The sequence below is a fragment of the Sporacetigenium mesophilum DSM 16796 genome, from assembly GCF_059569055.1.
The window spans coordinates 31,653-54,312 of sequence record NZ_JCANUR010000004.1; the positions used below are offsets into that span (position 1 = coordinate 31,653).

Sequence of the window (22,660 nt, forward strand, 5' to 3'; positions counted from 1 at the left end):
AAAAACATTAGTATACAGGGGGAAGATAAATGAATGTTTATGAAATAAACGAAAAAGATAAAGAGTTAATTTGTGAAGCTAAAAAAATTATCGAGAACTTATATGAAATTGACAAACACCATATAGGATGTGCTATAAGAACCAAAACAGGGAAAATAATCACAGCAGTACATATAGAAGCATATATAGGAAGAATTACTATTTGTGCTGAAGCTATTGGACTTGGAAAAGCAATATCTGAAGGGGAAAAAGAGTTTGATGCTATTGTGGCTGTGAGACATCCTCATGAAGATGAAGTTAATAAAGAAATTACAGTAGTAACCCCTTGTGGTATGTGCCGGGAGCTAATAAGTGATTACTGCCCTGATATTAATGTAATAATACCTTATAAAGAAAATATTGTTAAGTGTAAAATTTCAGAACTCCTACCATTAAAATATAGTAGAGAATAAAAAAAGGGCTAACTAATGTTAGCCCATTTAACTATATTAATTTACCAAACTCACGACCAAAGTCATAGCATTTTTCTAGTGTTTCTTCTGATGGGAAGAACTTCTTACTTACAGGCTCAAATGGAACCTTAAAGCCCATAGTCTTAATTAAAGACTGTGCCATATTTATACCTTCACCACTCCAACCAAATGAACCAAATACACCTGCTATTTTTCCTTGGTTAGCCATAGGGTCTATTATAGATAATGTATCCCACATCGGCTTAACCATTGATCTGTTTATTGTTGGGGAACCTAATATTAACCCTTTAGACATATTTATTACATCGTGGATTGTTTCTAAATCAACATTTTCTATATCCACATATTCAACTTTAACACCTTCAGATTCTAATCCTTCTTTTATTTTTTCAGCCATATATACAGTGTTTTTATATGCTGATAAATAAAGTAGTGCTACTTGTTTTTGATTTGATTTTTCTACAACATCAGTAGACCATTCTACATACTTTACTACATTATCCATTGGCTCTTTAGATAATATTGGTCCATGTGAAGTCAGTATTGTGTCAAATTTAAATTCATATTTTTGAACTTTATTTACAGCATTTAACACGTGTTGGCTAAATGGCTTAACTATACAGTTATAGTAGTGTTCTCTAGATTTTTTATAGTCATTAGTTGTAACTATTTCAGGGTCAACACTTGCAAAGTGAGAACCAAATGCATCACAAGTAAATAATACTCCATCATTTTCGCTGTAAGTAAACATAGTATCCGACCAGTGTAAAAACGGTGCAGTCATGAATGTTAAATCTCTGCTACCTATGTTTAATTTTTCACCATCTTTTATAACGTGACATTTAAATGGTCCGTTTATTTGCTCACTTAAGAATATTTTGGCAGCTTGAGTACAATAAACTTCTACATCTGGGTTTACTTCTAATATATATTTTAAACTACCAGAGTGGTCTGGTTCAGTATGTTGTATTATCACATAATCTAAATCTTTTATATCTACTAATTTAGATAGTTTTGGTAAAAACTCTTCTTTAAAATTAGGTTTAACAGTATCTATTAAAACCTTTTTTTCATCATTAATAAAGTAAGAGTTATAAGTTGTACCAAACTCTGTTTCCATTATTATATCAAATACCTTTAAATCTTGATCTATTACACCTGTCCAATGTATACCATTTTTTATTTCGAATGATTCTTTCATTAGTTTACCTCCTGCATAGAAATTATGTTATTTTTATACCCATATGTATGCTAATTAAAACCTATACTAAGATTTTAACATATATTGCTATTATTTTGCCTAAAAATATATGTTAATTCATATAATTTAGTGAGTAAATATATAAGGAGTGTTTAAGTATGAATAGATATAGTAATAATAAAAATATTGGAAAATATAAATATGGACATAATAAAAGCGTTATGAATAAAATTTTGATACAACTTGGAATATCGTGTATAATATTGGTTATATGTTTAGGGATAAAAGGAAATATTTTCAATTTAAATATATTTGAAGAAAATATAAAATACATAGTAAATAACAATATGAAAGTTGATGTAGATCGATATTCAAACTTACTAAAAGATAAAATTACGGAGGTTTTTAAATCAAATGAATCAAAAGGTGAACTTAAGTAGGATACTTAAAAGAGTAGAAAAGCCGGCAAGATACTTAGGCAATGAAGTAAACTCAGTACATAAAGATACATCTAATGAAGATTTAGTAAGATATGCACTTTGTTTTCCAGATATATATGAAGTTGGAATGAGTCATTTAGGAACTCAAATACTTTATCATGTTGCAAACAAAAGAGAAGATATCTTCTGTGAAAGAGTTTATGCACCATCAGTTGATATGGAAGAACTTATGAGAAAAAACAACATACCTTTATTTGCATTAGAATCAAGAGAAGCTATAACTAACTTTGATATGCTTGGATTTACTCTACAATATGAGTTATCTTATACAAACATACTTAATATGTTAGATTTAGCAAATATACCTGTATATGCTAAGGATAGAAGCTTAGACCATCCATTTGTAATTGTCGGTGGACCTTGTGCATACAATGTTGAGCCTATAGCTGATTTTGTAGATATAGTAGTTTTAGGTGAAGGTGAAGAAGTAAACTTAGAAATTATAGATGAGCTAAAGAAGCACAAAGTAAATAAAACATCTAGAGAAGAGTTTTTATATGATTTAGCCAAAAACGTACAAGGTGTATATATTCCTTCATTATATAGTGTAGATTATAAGGAAGATGGAACTATAAATAGTGTAAACCCTATAAAAGAAGATGTTCCAGCTAAAGTATCTAAGAGAATAATAAAAGATGTAGAAACTTTGGATTATCCAGATAAGTTAATAGTTCCTTTTATAGAAACTGTACATGATAGAATAGTTTTAGAGTTGTTTAGAGGTTGTACAAGAGGATGTAGATTCTGCCAAGCAGGGATGATATATAGACCTATAAGAGAAAAAAGTGTACCTAGATTAAAAGAGCTAGTAGATAAATTAGTAAAAAATACTGGATATGATGAAATATCATTATCTTCATTAAGTACTAGTGACTATAGTAAATTAGGAGAGCTTACAGATTACTTAGTAGATGAATATGCTGACCAAAATGTAGGTATATCTCTACCTTCACTTAGACTTGATAATTTTTCACTTGAAATAGCAGAAAAAGTGCAACAAGTTAGAAAAGCAGGACTTACATTTGCACCTGAAGCTGGTACCCAAAGATTAAGAGACGTTATAAATAAAGGTGTAACAGAAGAAGATTTAGAAAATGCTACAAGAAAAGCATTTGAAATGGGATGGAATAGTGTAAAGTTATACTTTATGATAGGACTTCCAACAGAAACTTATGAAGACTTAGATGGAATATCTGATTTAGCATATAAGGTTATAGATACATATAGAGATGCTAATGGTGGAAGATTTAATAGAAACTTTGGAGTAACAATAAGTACATCTACTTTTGTTCCAAAGCCATTTACACCATTCCAATGGCATGGACAAGATACTACAGAAGAAGTTATAGAAAAGCAAAGATATCTTGTTAAAAAACTTAGAAATAGAAATATAAAATATAATTATCATGATTCTCTTACTAGTTTAATGGAAGCAGTTGTAGCTAGAGGAGATAGAAGGATTGGAAAAGTAATATATGATGCTTGGAAAAATGGAGCTAAATTTGATGGATGGGCAGAACATTTCAAATTTGATATTTGGAAAGATGCCATGGAAAGCAATAATTTAGATATACATTTCTATGCAAATAGAGAAAGGGATTATGAAGAAGTATTCCCGTGGGATCATATAGAAGTTGGTGTTAGTAAGAAATTTTTAATTAGAGAAAATGACAAATCGAAAAGAGATGAAGTAACTGTAGATTGTAGAGCTACGTGTAATGCATGTGGTATAAATGTAAATGAAATAGGAAGGGGGATGTGCTAATGAATATATTAAGATGTAAATTTACAAAACAAGACGATATGATATACACATCTCATCTAGATTTACAAAAACTTCTTCAAAGGGCTTTTAGAAGAGCAGACATAAAACTTGTACATTCACAAGGTTTTAACCCTCATCCTAAAATATCTTATGGAAATGCATTGGCACTTGGAACAGAAAGTCAAGGTGAGTACTTAGATTTAGAGCTTGAAGAAGAAATAGATGAAAATGAGTTTTTAGAAAGAATAAACAATACCTTACCTAAGGGAATAAACTTTATAAAGGCTGAGTACATATCTAAGGATGTTACATCACTTTCATCTTCTATAGAATATGGTGAATATATATTCAAAATAGAGTTACAAAGACCTTTATCTAAGGAATATATAAAATCTAAAATATCAGATATTATGAGTGCTGATGAAATAATACTATCTAAGAAAAATAAAAAGGGAAAGATGGTAGATGTTGATATAAGACCTATGATAAGATACTTTGACTTAGTTGACTTATCTGAAAATGAGCTTGTTTTAACAGCGACTATAGCGACAGGATCTAAGGCTAATTTAAATACAAATATATTTATACCTAAAATATTAGAAGATTTAAATATAGATTTGGAACCTATTGATGTAGATATAATTAGAAGAGATTTATATATGATAGTAGATGGAGATTTAGTTTGTCCACTGTAAATATGTAAGGGGTAGTTTGCTACCCCTTTATTTTAATTACAAGGATATTATAATATATAGAATTTTGAGCAATGGACCTGCTCTTTAGGTCATTGGCGACATGAGCGCAGCGAATTTTTAGTTATAAGGAAGTGATAGTATGAAATCTATAGTAATAGACACTCTTACGTATTCTCAGAAAACAGCTATATTAGAAGATAATGTACTAACTGAACTTTTAATAGAAGATAAAGCAGAGAATAAAACTGTTTCTAATATATACAGAGGAGTAGTAAAAAAGGTAATGCCAGGGATAGAAGCTGCATTTGTAGATATAGGATCTGAAAAGTATGGATATTTACCTTTATATAAAAATAAGGACATAAAAAGTGGACAAGATATATTAGTTCAAATAAATAAAGAAGAAGTAGGAACAAAGGGAGCAAAATTAACTACAGAAATAAGTTTTGCTGGTAGATACATTGTATATATACCTAGTAATGATAGAATAACAATATCTAACAAAATGACTGATGAAGAAGAAAGATTTAGGCTTAAAAAAATAGTGAGAAAAATAGTAGGAGACAATGACTACGGTATAATTATAAGAACTGAGGCTGTTGGTGCTACATATGAAGAACTAAAAAATGATTTAGATAATTTATTAGTTAAACATAATAAACTACTTAAAGAATACAAGTTAGGTATGGGGCCTAAGTTATTATATAAAGTACTTGATAAATCTATGAAATATATAAATGACAATGTTAACGATACTTTTGATAAGATAATTGTAAATAATGCTCAAAAGTATGAAGAAATAAAGATTTTATTAAAGTCTATAGATAAAGATTTGGTAAGCAAACTTAAGTTAGAAGATGGTGAAGATGTATTTGATTTATACAATGTTGAAAATCAAATCAAAAAAGCCTTAAATAAAAAAATATGGTTAAAAAGCGGTGGATATTTAGTATTAGAGAGAACAGAAGCTTTAACTGTTGTTGATGTTAACACAGGAAAATTTACAGGAAGCATTGAACTAGATGAAACTGTTTACAAAACAAATATAGAAGCTTGTAGTGAAATTGCTAGACAATTAAGGCTTAGAGATATTGGTGGAATAATAATAATAGATTTTATAGATATGGAAAAAGAAGAATACAAAAAAGATATAATAGATAAATTAAATACAGAGCTCCAAAGAGAAAAAAGAAAAACTCAAGTATTTGGAATGACGAGGTTAGGACTCGTTGAAATGGTTAGAAAAAGAGATAAAGAACCTATAGATGAGTATTACAATAATTCAATTTTACACATAATAGACAATATAGAAAAAGAACTTATAAGGTTAAACAAACACACTAGTAGTAAATCTATGGAAGTAGAGTTAAGCTCTGATATTTACAATTTTATAAAAAGTCAAAACATATATAACTTAGATGAACTAGGCAAAAGATATAATATAAAATTAAGTATAAAATTAAATACTACACTTATTGACAAATCTTATAAACTTTGATATCATTTATAAATGTAATGCCGCGCAGTAAAGGTTTAAAATTCCTTTTGGATACCTTGTACTGGCGAGTTTGTGACCGAGGAGGTGCAGTAAATGTACGCTATAGTTAAAACAGGTGGAAAGCAATACAAAGTTTCTGAAGGTGATGTTATATTCGTTGAGAAGTTAGAAGCTAACGAAGGTGATGTAGTTACTTTAGAAGAAGTATTAGCTTGCTCAAAAGAAGGTAACCTAGTATTAGGAAGCCCTGTAGTTGAAGGTGTTTCTGTTCAAGCAAAAGTTGCTGAACAAGGCAGAGGAAAGAAAATAATAGTTTTCAAGTACAAAGCAAAGAAAGACTACAGAAAGAAGCAAGGACATCGTCAAGCATACACTAAGTTAGTAATCGAAAAAATAAACGCTTAGTTATAGGTTGATATATGATAAAAGTTAAGTATTATTATACGGATAACTTTTTATTAAAAGGATTTGATTTAAAGGGACATGCTGATTTTGCTGAAATAGGCTATGATATAGTATGCTCGGCTGTTACATCTAATGCAATAGCTGTTATAAACTCTTTAGACAAATTACAAAAGGTTAAGTTTGAAAGTGTAGTAGGACAAGAAGGCCATATCTCGTGTATGGTAAGTGATGAATATATAAATGATTCACAACTTTTACTTCAACATTTTCAGTTAGCTATCGATGGAATTAAAAGGGAATACCCAAAAAATATAAAAATCTTAAAAAAGTAGGAGGTGACTCCAGAATGTTAAAGATGAACTTGCAATTATTAGCATCTAAAAAAGGGGTAGGATCTTCTAAGAACGGTAGAGATTCTGTTGCTAAAAGATTAGGTGTTAAGAGATACGATGGTCAAGTCGTAACTGCTGGAAGCATAATAGTAAGACAAAGAGGAACTAAAATACATCCAGGAACAAATGTTGGTATAGGTGGAGATGACACTTTATTCGCATTAGTTGATGGAACAGTTAAGTTCGAAAGAAAAGATAAGAAAAGAAAGAAAGTTAGCATATATCCAGTAGCAGTTGCTGAATAATATGAAAAAAGGAGTGTGTACGCACACTCCTTTTTAAATTATAGAAAAATATATTTGTTCGGGATTTAAGAATTAGAAAGATTAATTTGGAAAAAATAAATTTAAAAATAGATTTATTTTAAGTAGGTGATGGAATGTTTATAGATAAAGCGAAAATATTTACTAAAGCTGGTAATGGTGGTAATGGTGCTGTAGCTTTTAGAAAAGAGATATACGTTCCAGCTGGAGGACCAGCTGGTGGAGATGGCGGAAATGGTGGTAGCGTTATATTTGAAGTTGATGAAGGTTTAAGAACTTTAATGGACTTTAGATACAAAACTAAATATTCAGCTAAACCAGGAGAAAACGGCAAAGGAAAGAAAATGCACGGAAAAAATGCAGAAGATTTAGTTTTAAGAGTTCCACCAGGAACAATAATAAGAGATGAAGCTACTAACTTAGTTATAGCAGATCTAAAAGAATCTGGAGACAGAGCAGTAGTTGCAAGAGGTGGTAGAGGTGGTAAAGGTAACTGTCATTTTACTACATCAGTAAGACAAGCACCTAACTTTGCACTACCTGGAACAGAAGGTGAAGAAAAATCAGTTATACTTGAACTTAAGATGATAGCTGACGTAGGACTACTTGGATTCCCTAATGTAGGTAAATCAACTTTCTTATCTGTAGTAACTAAGGCAAAGCCGAAGATTGCAAACTACCATTTTACAACTTTAACTCCAAACTTAGGCGTTGTTGAAACTAAACATGGAGATAGTTTTGTTCTTGCTGATATACCAGGGCTTATTGAAGGTGCAGCTGAGGGAATAGGCCTAGGTCATGACTTCTTAAGACACGTTGAAAGAACAAAGGTATTAATCCATATAGTAGATGTATCTGGACTTGAAGGAAGAGACCCGATAGAAGATTTTGATAAGATAAACAATGAACTTAACTTGTATAATGAAAGATTAGCATCTAGACCACAAATAGCAGTTGCAAACAAAATGGATTTACCGGATTCAGCGGAAAACTTTGAAGTATTCAAAGAAGAACTAGAATCTAGAGGACATAAGGTATTTGCTATGTCTGCTGCTACTCGTGAAGGAATAGATGAAGTTATAAATTATGTATCTCAACTTCTAAAAGAAGTAGAAGACGTTGAGTTAGTATCTGAAGATGAAATGTACAGAGAAGAACTTGCTCCAGAAACTAATGATGATCAAATAAATATAGAAGTTGACGAATATGGAGTATACGTTGTTACAGGTAAAGCTCTTAAGAGAATATTATATTCTGTTAACTTTGACGATATGGAATCTCTTCAATACTTCCAAAAGGTTATGGAATCTAGAGGTATATTTGATAGATTAAGAGAAATGGGAATTGACGACGGAGATTCTGTTAGAATCTACGATTTAGAATTTGAATTCTACGATTAAAAAGAGGTGGCAAAATAATGTTAACTGGAAAGAAAAGATCATATTTAAAATCTATAGCTAACGGACTTAAACCTATAACTCAAATAGGTAAAGATGGAGTTAGTGAAGCATTTTTAGAGCAATTAGACGGGGCACTTACATCTAGAGAAATAGTAAAAGTTACTATACTAGAAACTGCAGGTCTTGATACAAAGGAAACAGCAAACTTTATATGTGAAAAATTAAGAGCAGAATTTGTTCAAGCAATAGGTTCTAAATTTACTATATATAGAAGAAATCACGACAACCCACAAATAACTTTTCCTAGATAATAAAAGCTGGTGTATACCAGCTTTTTTATTTGAGCGCAGCGAATTTTAATATTCAAACTCATCATAATTTAATAACTTACCAAGTACTCTTTTTACTGTATCGTATTCAAATCCTTTATATGTTAGATGTTGTGCAATTTTTCTATATACTTTAGATTTATCTTCATTTTTAATTCTTTCATATCTTTTTTTAGCTAAATGCATTGCATTTTCAAATTCTGTATTTTCATCAACTTTAGATACTGCTTCACTAATAATACCTTTATCTATTCCTTTAGTATATAAATTTTGCTTTATTTTATTTTTTCCATATCTATTTAACTTTACATTTGTATTTGTTATTTTAGATGCTAAAACTTCATCGTTTATAAAGTTATATTTCTTTAAAAAATCAATTACTTTATCGACTACATCTTCGTTAAACTCATTTAAAAGTTTATCTTTTATAATTTTTTGTGATTGATCATTTCTAGAAAGTATATTCAAAGCTTTATTTTTAGCCTTTATATACATTTCTTCATTTAACATTTCTTTTAATTTATCTTCATCTATTTCTTGATCTTTTTTTATTCCAAGAGTATATATTATTTCTTTATAAACACCCATGAAAAATTTATCATTTAAATATATATTAACTCTATCTTCGTGTTTTTTTTGAACTTCTATTTTTGTTATTATTGCCATAATATCCTCCTAACTCAAAAAAGTATATATTATAAGATTATACCTAAAATAAATAATTCTATATAGTAATATTTTTAGCATATGCAAATCAAATATAGGATTAATATTATCATTATGTATAATAATAAGCTTAAACTCCAAAATTTATTATGTTATATTTTGTAAGAAAATGGTAAAATAGAAGAGATACTATAAATAAAGGAGAATTTTTATGAATATAGATTTATTAGTAAAAGAATCTATAAAGGCAAATTTAAATAAAAATAAAAAAAGAAGTAAATTAAAAAGAATTGGAATAATGGGAGGGACATTTGACCCTATACATTACGCTCATTTGGCTACAGCTGAATTTATAAGAATAAAATACAACTTAGACAAAATATTGTTTATACCATCGGGAAATCCACCACATAAAACTCATAGAATTATAATAGATAAATATCATAGATATAATATGGTTCTTTTGTCTACAATGACTAATGAGGATTTTGAAGTATCTTCAATAGAAATAGATAAAGATGAAAAAACCTACACAGTAGATACATTGAGAGAATTAAAAATTATATATCCAGATACAGAATTTTATTTTATAACTGGAGCAGATGCTATATGTGACATAGAGTCTTGGAGATATGTAGAAGAAAACTTTAAATTAGCTAAATTTATCGCAGCTACTAGACCAGGAATAAGCTTACTGAAGGCTCAAGATAAAATAGAAAAATTAATAAATAAATATAATGCTGAAATACTTACTGTATATGTTCCATCCCTTGATATATCATCTACTTATATAAGAGAACAAATAAAAGAAAATCATTCAATTAGGTATTTAATACCAGAAAGTGTGGAAAAATATATACAGGAAAAAGGTTTATATAAATAGGAGAAGTACAATGGAAATAAATGAAATGAAAGAAATATTAAAGACAATGCTACCAGAAAAAAGATTAATACACTCTTTAAATGTAGTTAAAGAAGCAATAAAATTATCAAAAATATATGAAATAGATAAAGATAAATCTGAAATAGCAGCACTCCTTCATGATTGTGCTAAGTATTTTAATAAAGATCAAGTAAGTCATTATGTAAATAAATACAATATAAAACTAGATGATATGGAAAGAGAAGATATAGCCCTATCTCATAGCATTATAGGTTCTTATATAGCAAAGTATGAATTTAATATAAATGATGAAGAAATTTTAAATGGAATAAGGTATCATACAACAGGAAGAGAAAATATGTCTTTATTTGAAAAAATAATATATATTGCTGATTTAATAGAAGAAGGAAGAAAATTTCCAGGTTTAGATGAACTTAGAGAAAAAGCTTATAATAAAAAATTAGATGAAGCTTTACTTATATCTTTTAACAATACCATTAAATATGTTATAGATATAGATAAGCTAATACATCCTAGAACTATAAAAGCAAGAAACTATATACTACAAAACAAATAAAACTTAATATAATACTATATTAGGCTATTTTGTGATATAATATCAAACAGTGTCTTTATTAAACAATAGGAGGAAAGTGTATGATAAACAATGAAAATATAACTGTAGAACAAATGTTAAAAATAGCATATGATGCGATAGATGATAAAAAAGGTGAAGATATAACTATGTTAAATATAGGTGAAATATCAACTTTATGTGATTATTTCGTTATAGCAAGTGCATCATCTCAAAGACAAGTAAAAGCTATATCAGACAATGTAGAAGATGAATTAACAAAGCTAGGAATAGAGCCTAGAGGAAAAGAAGGTATGATGGAACAAAAATGGATATTACTAGATTATGGTGATATTATGGTTCATGTATTCTATAGTGAAGACAGAGCTTTTTATAACTTAGAAAGATTATGGAAAGATGCACCACATATAGATATTGACAATTTAAAGTAAAAATGGTAATATATGAAATTATATTAAGAAAATTCCAAAATTATCAAATAGTCTAGAGTAGTAAAAGAAATATATTTTTACAGAGAGCTAGTGGTGGTGGAAACTAGCAAAATATAACTTTGAACTTGCTAGAAACATCTATTTGGCCTTAGTAGGCTTAAATACTAACTAAGAGGGCTATAATTATAGCCAATTAGGGTGGTACCGCGAGATAGACCCTCGTCCCTAACCATAGGGATTGAGGGTTTTTTGTTGTATAAATTTATAAAGGGAGGGTATTAAATGTCAGTTTATAATTTTAAAAACATAGAAGAAAAGTGGCAACAAAAATGGGTTGAGAAAGACCAATACAGAACAGTAGAAAGCGATAAGCCTAAGTACTATACTTTGGAGATGTTTCCTTATCCATCAGGAAAAATACATATGGGACACGTTAGAAACTACTCTATAGGAGATGTTGTAGCTAGATTTAAAAAAATGGAAGGATATAATGTGCTTCATCCAATGGGATGGGATTCATTTGGTCTTCCAGCAGAAAATGCAGCTATAAAACATGGAATACATCCAAATAAATGGACAAATGAAAACATAGAAGACATGAAAGATCAATTGAAATTATTAGGTCTTAGTTATGATTGGGATAGAGAGGTAGCAACTTCACTTCCAGATTATTATAAATGGACTCAAGAAATATTCTTAAGATTTTATGAAAATGGATTAGCTTATAAAAAGAAATCATATGTTAACTGGTGTCCATCTTGTCAAACTGTTTTAGCTAATGAGCAAGTTGTAGGAGGATCATGTGAAAGATGTGACTCTGTAGTTAATAAAAAGGATTTATCTCAATGGTATTACAAAATAACTGATTATGCAGAAAGACTTTTAAATGATTTAGATAAGCTAGATGGATGGCCAGAAAAAGTTAAAACTATGCAAAAGAACTGGATAGGAAAAAGTACTGGTGCTGAAATCGACTTCGATGTAGAAGGATACGATAAAAAAATAAAGGTATTTACAACTAGACCTGACACTGTATACGGTGTAACTTATATGGTACTAGCTCCAGATCATGAATACGTTAAAGAATTTGTATCTGGAACACAGTACGAAAAAGAAGTAGAAGAGTTTGTACAAAAGACAAACAAAATGACTGAAATAGAGAGAACTTCTACTGATACAGAAAAAGAAGGAATATTCATAGGAAAATATGCTATAAATCCAGTTAACGGAAAGAAAGTTCCTGTTTGGATAGCTAACTATGTATTATCTGATTATGGTACAGGTGCTGTTATGGCAGTTCCAGCACATGATGAAAGAGATAATGAATTTGCAGTTAAGTACAACTTAGAAATAATAGATGTTATAGATGAAAATAATAAAATGATAAATTCAGAAGAATTTAATGAAATGGATAATGCTGAGGCATTTGATAAAATAGTTGAAAAAATAGCATGTGATGAAAGAGGACAAAAAACTGTTAACTATAGATTGAGAGACTGGTTAATATCAAGACAAAGATATTGGGGTTGTCCAATACCTGTTGTATATTGTGATGATTGTGGAACAGTACCAGTAGATAGAAGCGATTTACCGGTACTCTTACCAACAGATGTTGAATTTACAGGTACTGGAAAATCACCACTTACAACATCTAAGGCATTTATGAATGCTACTTGTCCAAAATGTGGAAAAGAAGCAACAAGAGAAACAGATACTATGGATACATTTATAGATTCTTCATGGTATTTCTTAAGATTTATAGATCCACACAATACTGAAGAACCTTTTTCTAAGGATTTAGTTCAAAAATGGATGGATGTTGATCAATATATAGGTGGGGTAGAACATGCTATACTTCATTTATTATATTCAAGATTCTTTGTTAAAGTATTCAAAGACTTAGGTATGGTTGATTTCGATGAGCCATTTAAAAATTTATTAACTCAAGGTATGGTATTAAAAGATGGAATAAAAATGAGTAAGTCAAAAGGAAATATAGTGGCTCCTCTTGAAATAATAGAGCAATATGGAGCAGATACTGCTAGATTATTCGTTTTATTTGCAGCACCTCCTGAAAGAGATTTAGATTGGTCAGAACAAGGTGTTGAAGGATGTTTTAGATTCTTAAACAGAGTATATAGATTGGTTGATGAATTAAAGGATGTAGCTAATACTAATGTAGATTTAGGTCAATTATCTAAAGAAGATAAAGAACTAAGATACGTAATAAATGCTACATTAAAGAAGGTTACAGAAGATTTAAATAGAAAGTTTGGATTTAACACTGCTATATCTGCTTTAATGGAATTAGTAAATGAAATGTATAAGTATAAAGAACTTGAAAATAGAAATAAAGCCATAATGAAAGATGGTATAAAAACTATAATAACTATACTTGCTCCATTTACTCCTCATATAGGTGAAGAGTTATGGACAATGATAGGAAATGAAGATAGTGTATTTGATATTCAGTGGCCACAATACGATGAAAAGGCACTTGTAAAAGATGAAGTAGAAGTAGTAGTTCAAATAAACGGTAAATTAAGAGGAAAATTAACTCTACCTTCAGATATATCTAAAGAAGATATGGAAAAGGTAGCTATGGAAGATGAAAAGATAAAATCTTTAGTTGAAGGCAAGACAATAGTTAAAGTAGTTGGAGTTCCTAAAAAATTAGTTAATATAGTAGTTAAATAAAGTATAAAATATGAGTTAAAGTTAAAGATAAAGATGTACTTATGTGCATCTTTATCTTTTTTATATTGAAGGAAATTATAATTTACAACATATAAACTTGAGCAACGCACCTGACTTTCAAGGTCATTGGTGAAATGAGAGTAGCGAATTTTATAACAAAAATTAATATTAAAATTAAATTGAAAATTTTTTGATAAATTTTAATATTATAAAAAACCGTTTTCTGTTGCAATTTGTCAAAAAAAGTTGTAAGATGTTATTGGGATAAAAAAATAACAAAATTTTAAATTAAATTTATATATAATTAGGGAGTGAAATCAATGTCTATAGTTACATTACAAGATGTTCAAACAGCTAGAGAAACTATAAAACATATAGTTAAAAAAACAGATTTATTAGAAAGTACTAAGTTAAGCGAAGAAACTGGTAATAATGTGTACTTAAAACTTGAAAACTTACAAAAAACAGGTTCTTTTAAAATAAGAGGTGCTTGTAATAAAATAGCTAATTTAACTGATGAAGAAAAGGCAAACGGTGTTATAGCTTCAAGTGCTGGTAACCATGCACAAGGTGTTGCACTAGGGGCTAGTATGAGTGGAATAAAATCAACAATAGTAATGCCTGCAACTGCACCACTTGCAAAAGTTACTGCTACTAAAGGATATGGTGCAGAAGTTATATTAAACGGTTTAGTATATGATGATGCTTATGCAAAAGCAGTTGAAGTACAAAAAGAAACAGGAGCAACTTTCTTACATCCATTTAACGACAAATACGTTATAGCTGGACAAGGAACAATAGCTCTAGAAATATTTGAAGACCTGGAAAACGTTGATACAATATTATGTCCAATAGGTGGAGGCGGTATAATAGCTGGTATAGCTGTTGCTGCTAAAGCTATTAAGCCAAGCATAAAAATAGTAGGGGTTCAAACTTCTAACATACCATCTATGAGAGAATCTTTAGAAAATGGAGAAGTTACAACAGCTTTCAACGCTCCAACAATAGCTGACGGTATAGCTGTTAAAACTCCTGGAGATTTAACTTTTGAAATAATAAAAGAATTAGTTGATCATGTTATAACAGTAGAAGAAGAAGAAATATCTCATGCTATGTTATACTTATTAGAAAAACAAAAAATAGTTGCTGAAGGATCAGGAGCTGTATCTGTAGCTGCATTAATAAATGGAAAATATGAAGCTAAAGGCGAAAATATAGTATGTATAATATCTGGTGGTAACGTAGATGTTAACATGATGTACAGAGTTATAGATACTGCTTTAGCTAAAGAAGGAAGAAGATATACATTTGCAACAGTTGTACAAGATAGACCAGGCGGATTAGCTGAATTAACAAAAGTTATAGAAGTAACTAAAGCAAATATATTAGCTGCTAACTTAACAAGATTAGCATCTGGTACAAAATTAGGAACTCAAAGTGTTGAAATAGTTCTTGAAACAATTGACAGAAACCATATAGCAGAAGTTAGAGATGCTGTAATGGAAGCAGGATTTAAAATAACTGAAATATAATATTTAATAGAGGAAATTATAGGGTATTTATCCTGTAATTTCCTATTAATCTATAAAAATGTATGCAAAATTTTAAAAAATATAGTATAATAGTTCTAAAATAGTGAAAAAATAATATATGAATGAATTGTCGTATAGGAGGAAGTAAAATGAATAAACAAATAATACACACAGAAAAAGCTCCAGCAGCAATAGGTCCTTACTCTCAAGGAATAAAAGCTGGAAATTTATTATTTATATCAGGACAAGTTCCATTTAATCCAGAAACTATGGAAATAGTTGAAGGTGGAGTTGAAGCACAAACAGCTAGAGTATTAGAAAACTTAAAAGCTATATTAGCAGAAGCTGGTGCTAGTTTTGAAAACGTTGTAAAAACTACAGTTTTCATAAAAGATATGAATGAGTTTGGAGCAATAAATGAAATATATGCTAATTACTTTGGGGAAAACAAGCCAGCTAGAGCTTGTGTAGAAGTAGCTAGATTACCAAGAGATGTTAGGGTTGAAATAGAAGCTATAGCTGTTGTATAATAATGATATAAACTTTTTTAGTGGCCGGGGATTATACTTGGTCACTTTCATTTTGTCGTATTCTGGCAAAATTTGTCAAATAAAATAGAAAAGAGGTATGAACATGGCTAAAGATTATAGTGTATTCGATATAGTAGGTCCAAATATGATAGGCCCATCAAGTTCACATACAGCAGGGGCAGCAAGACTTGGAAAAGTTGCAGCTACAATAGCAGCAAAACCTGTAAAAAAAGTAAAATTCTTATTACATGGCTCTTTTGCTGAAACATATAGAGGTCACGGTACGGATAAAGCATTAGTTGGAGGAATATTAGGATTTGCCCCTGATGATGCACAAATAAGAAACTCATTTGATATAGCTTTAGAAAGAGGAGTTAAGTTTGAATTTTTAAAAGTTGATTTAGGAGTAGATGAACATCCTAATGCAGTTAAAATATTAGTAGAATTAGAAGATGGTTCAAATATGGAAATAAAAGGAGCATCAATAGGTGGCGGAAATATAAAGTTAACAGAAGTTGAAGGCCTTCCACTAGAGTTTAATGGATCAAAACCAACACTTGTAATATCTGTTAATGATATAGCTGCTGGTGAAGCATTTATAACTCATATATTAGGCAAGCATCATAAAACAGATATAGTATCTATGTCTGCTAGTACATTATCTGATGGAAAAGGGATGTTTGTAAAAATAGAAACTGATGAAAAAGTAGGAAAAGAAATATTAGATGAATTGTCAACTAATAAAGATATGATAAAGAAAATTATGGTTTTAGATAAATTCTAATATATCTTATATAAGGAAGGTGAATGTTATGAAATTTAACTTTACAAGTGGAGCAGATTTATTAAGAATATGTAAAGAGAATAATATGGCTATACATGAAGTTTGTTTAGAAAGAGAAGCTGAACTTTCTGGTCTTTCTAAGGAAGAAGTAAGAGAAAAAATGAGAGTTAGCTTAAACATAATGAAGGATGCTACGGAAAAAGCTATAAGAGAAGATATAAAGTCTATGGGTGGACTTATAGGTGGAGAAGCTAAAAAGATAACTAATAGAAGATTGAGCGGGAAAACAGTTGTAGGAAGTCTAATGAGTAAAGCAATAGCTGCTGCAATGGGGACTATGGAAGTTAATGCTTCTATGGGTCTTATAGTTGCTGCTCCAACTGCTGGTTCATGTGGTATATTACCAGGTGCGGTAGTTACAATAGGAAAAGAATATGAATTATCAGATGAAGAAATGTTAAATGCATTATTTGCAGCATCTGCTATAGGTGTAATAATAACTAGAAATGCAACTGTTGCAGGTGCTGAAGGTGGATGCCAAGCAGAAACTGGTGCTGCTGCTGGAATGGCTGCTGCTGGGGTAGTTGAAATGATGGGTGGAACTCCTGAAGAAGCTCTTCATGCTGCATCTCACTGCTTACAAAATGTTTTAGGTTTAGTATGTGACCCAATAGCAGGTCTTGTTGAAGCCCCATGTCAAGGAAGAAATGCTATAGGTGTTGCAAATGCATTATTATCTGCAGAAATATCTTTAGCAGGTGTGCCTAACGTAATACCATTTGATGAAAACGTAGAAGCTATGTACAAAGTTGGTAAAGCATTACCTATGGAGTTAAGAGAAACTGCATTAGGTGGTTGTGCTGCTACTTGTACTGGATGTAGTATAACAAAGAGAATATTTGGATAATAAAAAACTGGCCTAAGAGCCAGTTTTTATTTTTTATACTATCTTCTTTTTTTACTAAACATACTTTTACGTCTTCTATTATTTTTTTTCTTTATTAATATTAATCCTACAAAAATAGCTACAAGAGCTATAACTAAAACTCCTAATACTTTCATTATTGATTTAAAATTTATTATATCTTTAATATCTAAAGACATATTTGAAAATATATAGTTAACATCGTCCTTTGATACTAAGTCTACGTTAGATACTAGCTTATCATCTTTGTATACTTCTAGAGTACCTACTTTTTGACCTTTTTTAATAGGAAGCTTAATCTTATCTAATTCAGATTTTGTAGTGTATCCAGTAGGCTCTTCACCTTTTTTTACAATTGTCTTATATGGATTAGCAGTTACATACTCTAAATTCTTTTCTTTTGAATACCATATTTTTTTAGATCCCATTAATTTATTTTCTTCTACTATTGTTTTGGATTCATAATTTTCATACCCATAATCTAGTAGCGTTCTTGAGTCTACATAAACCTCGTCGCCAGTAGATTTAAACACAGCTGTTATAAGTCTAAGATCATCCTTGTATGCACTAGTTAACAAACATTTTCCTGCAGCATTTGTAAAACCAGTTTTTAGACCTTCTACTATATCGTATTTTATGTCTACATATTTTCCTTTGTATGGTATTTGACGGCCACCACTTATAAATTTATTAGTACTTACAAAAGTTCTAGCATAAGGATTTTCACTAGTTGGTTCAAAGTGAACAGATCTATTATTCACTATATCTCTAAATACTTCATTAGTCATAGCTTCTCTTGCCATTAATGCCATATCATAGGCTGTAGTATAGTGATTTGTATCTGGTAAACCATTTGGGTTGTTAAAGTGTGTCCCTTTTGCCCCTATTTTTTTTGCTTCTTCATTCATTAAACTAGCAAATTCTTCTACAGATCCGCTCACATAATTTGCTAATACTACTGCTGCATCATTTGAAGAGTGTACCAAAAGCCCCTCAAGTAATTGTCTTACAGTATAAGTTTCTCCCTTTTTTATATACATTGCAGATCCATCTATGTATCCAAGATCATAGTCTATTGTAACTTTAGAATTTAGGTCATCTACATTTTTTATAACAAGATAACCTGTCCAACCTTTTGTCGTAGATGCTGGATACATCTTTTCATGTGGATTTTTTTCATATAAAACTTCACCTGTTTCATAATCCATAAGAACTGCATATTGTCCATTTATTTGGGGTTCGGCAGCATAAGTTATATTAGGGTTTATGAATAATGATGTAAATATAAGAATTGATGTAATTAGTAAAGATATATTTTTCCTCATATAAAAACCTCCGATTTTTTGAAATTCATATTCTAGTATATCACAATTAGGTCAATAATGAAAAGGAAGGAGGCATAATTATGGATAAAAAGTTAAAAAGTATAATTATATTTACTATATTAGCTATACTTACAATATCGGGGATAGTATATAATTCCAGTATGAATCTAGGAAAAGATGTTTATGTAGTTAGTCCTAAGGAAGACAATGAAGACAATGATAAAGAAGCTAATAGTGGAATTAAAGAAAAAAACTCAAATGACAATAGTGATTATAATGAAGTAAAAACTGATGAAACTAAAGATATAAAAGTTTATATTAGTGGAGAAGTAAAATCACCTGGGGTAGTAAGTATAGAAAATAATGATAGGCTCATAGACGCTGTAGATAAATTAGGAGGATTGACATCTAATGCTGATCTAAATAGAGTAAATTTGGCATTAAAAATAGAAGATGGAAATCACTACATAATACCTAAAATAGGAGAAGAAATTAATATAGACTATGTAAATACTACTCAAAATATTAATAATAATAGTAGTAACTCTTTAGAAGTTAGTAATACTAACAGTAAAGTAAATATAAACACTGCAAGTGAAAGTGAGTTAGATTCTCTTCCTGGTATAGGTGAAGTAACAGCAAAAAAAATAATTGATTATAGAAATGAAAACGGAAAATTCTCAACTATAGAAGATATTAAAAATGTCAAAGGTATTGGAGATAATAAGTTTGATGATATAAAAGATAGTATAACAGCTCAATAAAAATGGTTTAACTTGAATTTAATATGGTATTATTATTATGTAATAACATGAAAAGGAGATTGAGTATGGACAACATAAAGAAATTAACAGATATGACTATGGCAGGTGGTTGAGCTGCTAAAATAGGGCCAGAGGTTCTGGCATCAGTATTATCTAAATTACCTAAAACTACATCAGATAAATTGCTTGTTGGACTTGAAACTTCTGATGATGCAGCTGTATATAAATTAAACGACGATATGGCGTTAATACAAACACTTGATTTTTTTACACCAATGGTAGATGACCCATATATATTTGGACAGATAGCAGCAGCAAACTCACTTTCAGATGTCTATGCAATGGGTGGAGTGCCTTTAGTTGCTATGAATATAGTTTGCTTTCCATCTTGCCATGATATGGGTGTGTTAGGAGAGATATTAAAAGGTGGTTATGACAAGGTAGCAGAGAGTGGGGCCCTTTTAGTTGGAGGACATACTGTAGACGATAAAGAGCCAAAGTACGGATTATCAGTATCAGGTACAGTTCACCCAGATAAGGTACTATCAAATGCAACAGCCAAAGTAGGAGACAAAATAATAATAACTAAGCCAATAGGAGTAGGAATATTAAATACTGCTATGAAGGCAAATATGGTAGATAAAAATACTTCTGATAAGGTTATTGACATTATGATACATTTAAATAAATATGCAGCTATGTCATTTGATAATATAAAAGTTAATTCTGTTACTGATATAACTGGATTTGGACTTTTAGGACATGTACTTGAAATGGCTAAGGCATCAAATGTATCTATAGATTTAAATTCTAAGGATATTCCTATAATAGATGGAGCTATAGACTTTGCAAAAATGGGTATAATACCAGCTGGTATGTATAAAAATAGAAATTACATATCAAAGGATGTAAACTCTGAAGGTTTAGACGAAGCATTAGAAGATGTATTATATGACCCACAAACATCTGGAGGACTTCTTGTATCGGTTCCAAGTGAATATGCAGACGAATTAGTTAAAGACATGAAGAAAAATGGATCTATAGAAGCTAAGATAATAGGTGAAGTAAAAAATAAAGAAGATAAATATATAAAAGTAAAATAGCTAAGAATCCTATTTATAGGATTCTTTTTAAATATAAGGAAATTATGATATAATCAAATTGTTATTAATTTATTTAGCTAAAGGAGAGATATAATTGAACAAAAGAAACTTATTTTCTCAACTTCCATCAGTAGATGAGGTATTAAATGATGAAAAAATAAAAACTGCATTGATAGATTACCCTAGAATACTTGTTACGGATAGTATAAGAAGTGAAATAGATGACACAAGAAAAAAAATAGTGAACTTAAAAGAAGATATAGAAGATTTTAAAATAGATTATGATTCTATAATAAATAATATATTAGATAAAATTAAATTAAATTATGCCCTATCATTAAAAAAGGTTATAAATGGAACGGGAATAGTTATACATACAAACCTAGGAAGGTCATTGTTAAGTGAAAGTATAAAAGAAGATATATGGACATCTGCTTCTAGATATTCTAACTTAGAATATGATTTAGATAATGGAGAAAGAGGGTCTAGGTATTCTCACCTTAAAAATATAATAAAAAAACTTACAAAAGCTGAAGATGTATTAGTTGTAAATAATAATGCAGCAGCAGTACTTTTGGTTTTAAGTACTATGGCTAAAAATAGTGAAGTTATAGTTTCACGTGGAGAATTAGTTGAGGTAGGCGGTTCATTTAGAATACCTAGTATAATGGAATTAAGTGGTGCAAAACTAGTAGATGTTGGAGCTACTAATAAAACTCATTTATATGATTATGAAGATGCCATAACTGAAGAAACTAAGGCCCTTATGAAGGTTCACACAAGTAATTATCGAATATTAGGATTTACAGATAGTGTTTCTGTTGAGGAATTATCAAATTTAGGTAAAAAATACAACATACCAGTAATTGAAGACTTGGGTAGTGGTGTATTTATAGACTTATCTAAATATGGACTAAGTTATGAACCAACAGTTTTTGATTCCCTAAACCAAGGCGCTGATGTAGTTACATTTAGTGGAGATAAAATACTTGGAGGACCTCAAGCGGGTATAATAGTAGGAAAAAAAGAATACATAGAAAAAATGAAAAAAAACCAGTTAACAAGAGCTTTAAGAGTAGACAAAATTACAATAGCAGCTCTAGAGGCTACACTTAGACTTTATTTAGATGAGGACAAGGCAATAAAAGAAATTCCATCACTTAGAATGTTAACTTACAAAATTGAAGAACTAGAAGCTAAAGCAAATAATTTATACAATATGATAGTTGGTTTAAATTTAGATATAAATATAAACATTGAAGATGGATTGTCTCAAGTTGGAGGAGGTTCAATGCCACTTGAAACTATAAATACTAAAGTTATATCTATAACTCCTAATAACATAAATGTATCTACACTAGAGAAAAAATTAAGACTTAGTGATAGTCATATAATAGCCAGAGTATATGACAACAAATATGTTTTAGATGTTAGAACAATATTTGAAGATGAATTTGAGGATATAGTAAATGAATTAGGAAAAGCTTTATCATAGGAGGAATTT

General features: G+C 29.8%; 23 protein-coding genes, 1 pseudogene and 1 other annotated feature. Of the genes and pseudogenes, 21 read left to right on the forward strand and 3 right to left on the reverse strand.

Going from position 1 to position 22,660, the window contains the following annotated elements:
* The first annotated feature begins 29 nt into the window (after nucleotides 1-29).
* Nucleotides 30-452 carry a cytidine deaminase gene (locus tag BS62_RS05280; RefSeq protein ID WP_496490209.1) on the forward strand — a complete coding sequence of 141 codons (423 nt, stop codon included), beginning with the start codon at nucleotides 30-32 and terminating at the stop codon, nucleotides 450-452.
* Between the two features lie 31 nt (nucleotides 453-483).
* On the opposite strand, the gene BS62_RS05285 is transcribed toward BS62_RS05280, so the two are convergent.
* A complete protein-coding gene (locus tag BS62_RS05285) occupies nucleotides 484-1,674 on the reverse strand; it encodes an FprA family A-type flavoprotein (protein ID WP_496490210.1) in 1,191 nt (396 codons plus the stop codon).
* A 158-nt stretch (nucleotides 1,675-1,832) separates the two neighbouring features.
* On the opposite strand from BS62_RS05285, the gene BS62_RS05290 reads away from it, so the two are divergent.
* From BS62_RS05290 to BS62_RS05330, 9 genes and pseudogenes are all read left to right on the forward strand, one after another.
* A complete protein-coding gene (locus tag BS62_RS05290) occupies nucleotides 1,833-2,114 on the forward strand; it encodes a hypothetical protein (protein WP_496490211.1) in 282 nt (93 codons plus the stop codon).
* Nucleotides 2,089-3,939 carry a TIGR03960 family B12-binding radical SAM protein gene (locus BS62_RS05295; protein ID WP_496490212.1) on the forward strand — a complete coding sequence of 617 codons (1,851 nt, stop codon included), beginning with the start codon at nucleotides 2,089-2,091 and terminating at the stop codon, nucleotides 3,937-3,939. Before BS62_RS05290 ends, BS62_RS05295 begins: the two co-directional genes overlap by 26 nt.
* Nucleotides 3,939-4,634, forward strand: coding sequence for a TIGR03936 family radical SAM-associated protein (locus BS62_RS05300; RefSeq protein WP_496490213.1), 696 nt, complete (start codon nucleotides 3,939-3,941; stop codon nucleotides 4,632-4,634). Before BS62_RS05295 ends, BS62_RS05300 begins: the two co-directional genes overlap by 1 nt.
* Before the next feature lie 139 nt (nucleotides 4,635-4,773).
* Nucleotides 4,774-6,132, forward strand: coding sequence for an Rne/Rng family ribonuclease (locus BS62_RS05305; protein ID WP_496490214.1), 1,359 nt, complete (start codon nucleotides 4,774-4,776; stop codon nucleotides 6,130-6,132).
* Nucleotides 6,133-6,225: 93 nt separating this feature from the next.
* Entirely contained in the window at nucleotides 6,226-6,537 is a 312-nt protein-coding gene (rplU, locus tag BS62_RS05310; RefSeq protein WP_496490215.1) for a 50S ribosomal protein L21, read from the forward strand.
* Between the two features lie 14 nt (nucleotides 6,538-6,551).
* The gene (locus BS62_RS05315; protein WP_496490216.1) at nucleotides 6,552-6,869 is read left to right on the forward strand and encodes a ribosomal-processing cysteine protease Prp; all 318 of its coding nucleotides are present in this window, start codon (nucleotides 6,552-6,554) and stop codon (nucleotides 6,867-6,869) included.
* Between the two features lie 14 nt (nucleotides 6,870-6,883).
* The gene (gene rpmA / locus BS62_RS05320) at nucleotides 6,884-7,174 is read left to right on the forward strand and encodes a 50S ribosomal protein L27 (protein ID WP_490141179.1); all 291 of its coding nucleotides are present in this window, start codon (nucleotides 6,884-6,886) and stop codon (nucleotides 7,172-7,174) included.
* A gap of 134 nt (nucleotides 7,175-7,308) precedes the next feature.
* Nucleotides 7,309-8,592, forward strand: coding sequence for a GTPase ObgE (gene obgE, locus BS62_RS05325; protein ID WP_496490217.1), 1,284 nt, complete (start codon nucleotides 7,309-7,311; stop codon nucleotides 8,590-8,592).
* 17 nt (nucleotides 8,593-8,609) lie between these two features.
* Nucleotides 8,610-8,897: pseudogene (locus BS62_RS05330) on the forward strand (YhbY family RNA-binding protein); the annotation flags it as partial.
* Nucleotides 8,898-8,948: 51 nt separating this feature from the next.
* Here BS62_RS05330 and recX read toward each other — a convergent pair.
* On the reverse strand, nucleotides 8,949-9,587 hold the full coding sequence (gene recX, locus BS62_RS05335; RefSeq protein WP_496490218.1) for a recombination regulator RecX: 639 nt from the start codon (nucleotides 9,585-9,587) through the stop codon (nucleotides 8,949-8,951).
* A 211-nt stretch (nucleotides 9,588-9,798) separates the two neighbouring features.
* On the opposite strand from recX, the gene nadD reads away from it, so the two are divergent.
* The 8 genes from nadD to sdaAA all read left to right on the forward strand — a co-directional run bounded on the left by nadD (nucleotide 9,799) and on the right by sdaAA (nucleotide 17,946).
* A complete protein-coding gene (gene nadD / locus BS62_RS05340; protein ID WP_496490219.1) occupies nucleotides 9,799-10,470 on the forward strand; it encodes a nicotinate-nucleotide adenylyltransferase in 672 nt (223 codons plus the stop codon).
* Between the two features lie 10 nt (nucleotides 10,471-10,480).
* Entirely contained in the window at nucleotides 10,481-11,047 is a 567-nt protein-coding gene (gene yqeK, locus BS62_RS05345; RefSeq protein ID WP_496490220.1) for a bis(5'-nucleosyl)-tetraphosphatase (symmetrical) YqeK, read from the forward strand.
* 98 nt (nucleotides 11,048-11,145) lie between these two features.
* Complete coding sequence (rsfS, locus tag BS62_RS05350; RefSeq protein ID WP_496490333.1) at nucleotides 11,146-11,496, forward strand: ribosome silencing factor; 351 nt, start codon at nucleotides 11,146-11,148, stop codon at nucleotides 11,494-11,496.
* A gap of 44 nt (nucleotides 11,497-11,540) precedes the next feature.
* Nucleotides 11,541-11,726, forward strand: a binding site (T-box leader).
* Nucleotides 11,727-11,778: 52 nt separating this feature from the next.
* The gene (gene leuS, locus BS62_RS05355) at nucleotides 11,779-14,193 is read left to right on the forward strand and encodes a leucine--tRNA ligase (protein WP_496490221.1); all 2,415 of its coding nucleotides are present in this window, start codon (nucleotides 11,779-11,781) and stop codon (nucleotides 14,191-14,193) included.
* Between the two features lie 320 nt (nucleotides 14,194-14,513).
* A complete protein-coding gene (gene ilvA / locus BS62_RS05360; RefSeq protein WP_496490222.1) occupies nucleotides 14,514-15,725 on the forward strand; it encodes a threonine ammonia-lyase in 1,212 nt (403 codons plus the stop codon).
* Nucleotides 15,726-15,874: 149 nt separating this feature from the next.
* Complete coding sequence (locus BS62_RS05365; RefSeq protein ID WP_496490223.1) at nucleotides 15,875-16,255, forward strand: RidA family protein; 381 nt, start codon at nucleotides 15,875-15,877, stop codon at nucleotides 16,253-16,255.
* 103 nt (nucleotides 16,256-16,358) lie between these two features.
* On the forward strand, nucleotides 16,359-17,039 hold the full coding sequence (gene sdaAB / locus BS62_RS05370) for an L-serine ammonia-lyase, iron-sulfur-dependent subunit beta (protein ID WP_496490224.1): 681 nt from the start codon (nucleotides 16,359-16,361) through the stop codon (nucleotides 17,037-17,039).
* 28 nt (nucleotides 17,040-17,067) lie between these two features.
* Nucleotides 17,068-17,946 carry an L-serine ammonia-lyase, iron-sulfur-dependent, subunit alpha gene (gene sdaAA / locus BS62_RS05375; RefSeq protein WP_496490225.1) on the forward strand — a complete coding sequence of 293 codons (879 nt, stop codon included), beginning with the start codon at nucleotides 17,068-17,070 and terminating at the stop codon, nucleotides 17,944-17,946.
* Nucleotides 17,947-17,984: 38 nt separating this feature from the next.
* On the opposite strand, the gene BS62_RS05380 is transcribed toward sdaAA, so the two are convergent.
* Nucleotides 17,985-19,289: a D-alanyl-D-alanine carboxypeptidase family protein gene (locus tag BS62_RS05380; RefSeq protein WP_496490226.1), complete on the reverse strand. Its 1,305-nt coding sequence runs from the start codon at nucleotides 19,287-19,289 to the stop codon at nucleotides 17,985-17,987.
* Between the two features lie 80 nt (nucleotides 19,290-19,369).
* Here BS62_RS05380 and BS62_RS05385 point away from each other — a divergent pair, with 80 nt between their 5' ends.
* The 3 genes from BS62_RS05385 to selA all read left to right on the forward strand — a co-directional run bounded on the left by BS62_RS05385 (nucleotide 19,370) and on the right by selA (nucleotide 22,651).
* A complete protein-coding gene (locus tag BS62_RS05385; protein WP_496490227.1) occupies nucleotides 19,370-20,053 on the forward strand; it encodes a helix-hairpin-helix domain-containing protein in 684 nt (227 codons plus the stop codon).
* 65 nt (nucleotides 20,054-20,118) lie between these two features.
* Entirely contained in the window at nucleotides 20,119-21,156 is a 1,038-nt protein-coding gene (gene selD / locus BS62_RS05390) for a selenide, water dikinase SelD (RefSeq protein ID WP_496490228.1), read from the forward strand.
* 94 nt (nucleotides 21,157-21,250) lie between these two features.
* Entirely contained in the window at nucleotides 21,251-22,651 is a 1,401-nt protein-coding gene (selA, locus tag BS62_RS05395) for an L-seryl-tRNA(Sec) selenium transferase (RefSeq protein WP_496490229.1), read from the forward strand.
* Nucleotides 22,652-22,660 lie beyond the last annotated feature (9 nt).

Excerpts from the sequence above, each read along its gene's own strand:
- BS62_RS05280 (WP_496490209.1), top strand. The coding sequence starts at position 30 with ATGAATGTTTATGAAATAAACGAAAAAGATAAAGAGTTAATTTGTGAA.
- BS62_RS05285 (WP_496490210.1), bottom strand. The coding sequence starts at position 1,674 with ATGAAAGAATCATTCGAAATAAAAAATGGTATACATTGGACAGGTGTA.
- BS62_RS05290 (WP_496490211.1), top strand. The coding sequence starts at position 1,833 with ATGAATAGATATAGTAATAATAAAAATATTGGAAAATATAAATATGGA.
- BS62_RS05295 (WP_496490212.1), top strand. The coding sequence starts at position 2,089 with ATGAATCAAAAGGTGAACTTAAGTAGGATACTTAAAAGAGTAGAAAAG.
- BS62_RS05300 (WP_496490213.1), top strand. The coding sequence starts at position 3,939 with ATGAATATATTAAGATGTAAATTTACAAAACAAGACGATATGATATAC.
- BS62_RS05305 (WP_496490214.1), top strand. The coding sequence starts at position 4,774 with ATGAAATCTATAGTAATAGACACTCTTACGTATTCTCAGAAAACAGCT.
- rplU (WP_496490215.1), top strand. The coding sequence starts at position 6,226 with ATGTACGCTATAGTTAAAACAGGTGGAAAGCAATACAAAGTTTCTGAA.
- BS62_RS05315 (WP_496490216.1), top strand. The coding sequence starts at position 6,552 with ATGATAAAAGTTAAGTATTATTATACGGATAACTTTTTATTAAAAGGA.
- rpmA (WP_490141179.1), top strand. The coding sequence starts at position 6,884 with ATGTTAAAGATGAACTTGCAATTATTAGCATCTAAAAAAGGGGTAGGA.
- obgE (WP_496490217.1), top strand. The coding sequence starts at position 7,309 with ATGTTTATAGATAAAGCGAAAATATTTACTAAAGCTGGTAATGGTGGT.
- recX (WP_496490218.1), bottom strand. The coding sequence starts at position 9,587 with ATGGCAATAATAACAAAAATAGAAGTTCAAAAAAAACACGAAGATAGA.
- nadD (WP_496490219.1), top strand. The coding sequence starts at position 9,799 with ATGAATATAGATTTATTAGTAAAAGAATCTATAAAGGCAAATTTAAAT.
- yqeK (WP_496490220.1), top strand. The coding sequence starts at position 10,481 with ATGGAAATAAATGAAATGAAAGAAATATTAAAGACAATGCTACCAGAA.
- leuS (WP_496490221.1), top strand. The coding sequence starts at position 11,779 with ATGTCAGTTTATAATTTTAAAAACATAGAAGAAAAGTGGCAACAAAAA.
- ilvA (WP_496490222.1), top strand. The coding sequence starts at position 14,514 with ATGTCTATAGTTACATTACAAGATGTTCAAACAGCTAGAGAAACTATA.
- BS62_RS05365 (WP_496490223.1), top strand. The coding sequence starts at position 15,875 with ATGAATAAACAAATAATACACACAGAAAAAGCTCCAGCAGCAATAGGT.
- sdaAB (WP_496490224.1), top strand. The coding sequence starts at position 16,359 with ATGGCTAAAGATTATAGTGTATTCGATATAGTAGGTCCAAATATGATA.
- sdaAA (WP_496490225.1), top strand. The coding sequence starts at position 17,068 with ATGAAATTTAACTTTACAAGTGGAGCAGATTTATTAAGAATATGTAAA.
- BS62_RS05380 (WP_496490226.1), bottom strand. The coding sequence starts at position 19,289 with ATGAGGAAAAATATATCTTTACTAATTACATCAATTCTTATATTTACA.
- BS62_RS05385 (WP_496490227.1), top strand. The coding sequence starts at position 19,370 with ATGGATAAAAAGTTAAAAAGTATAATTATATTTACTATATTAGCTATA.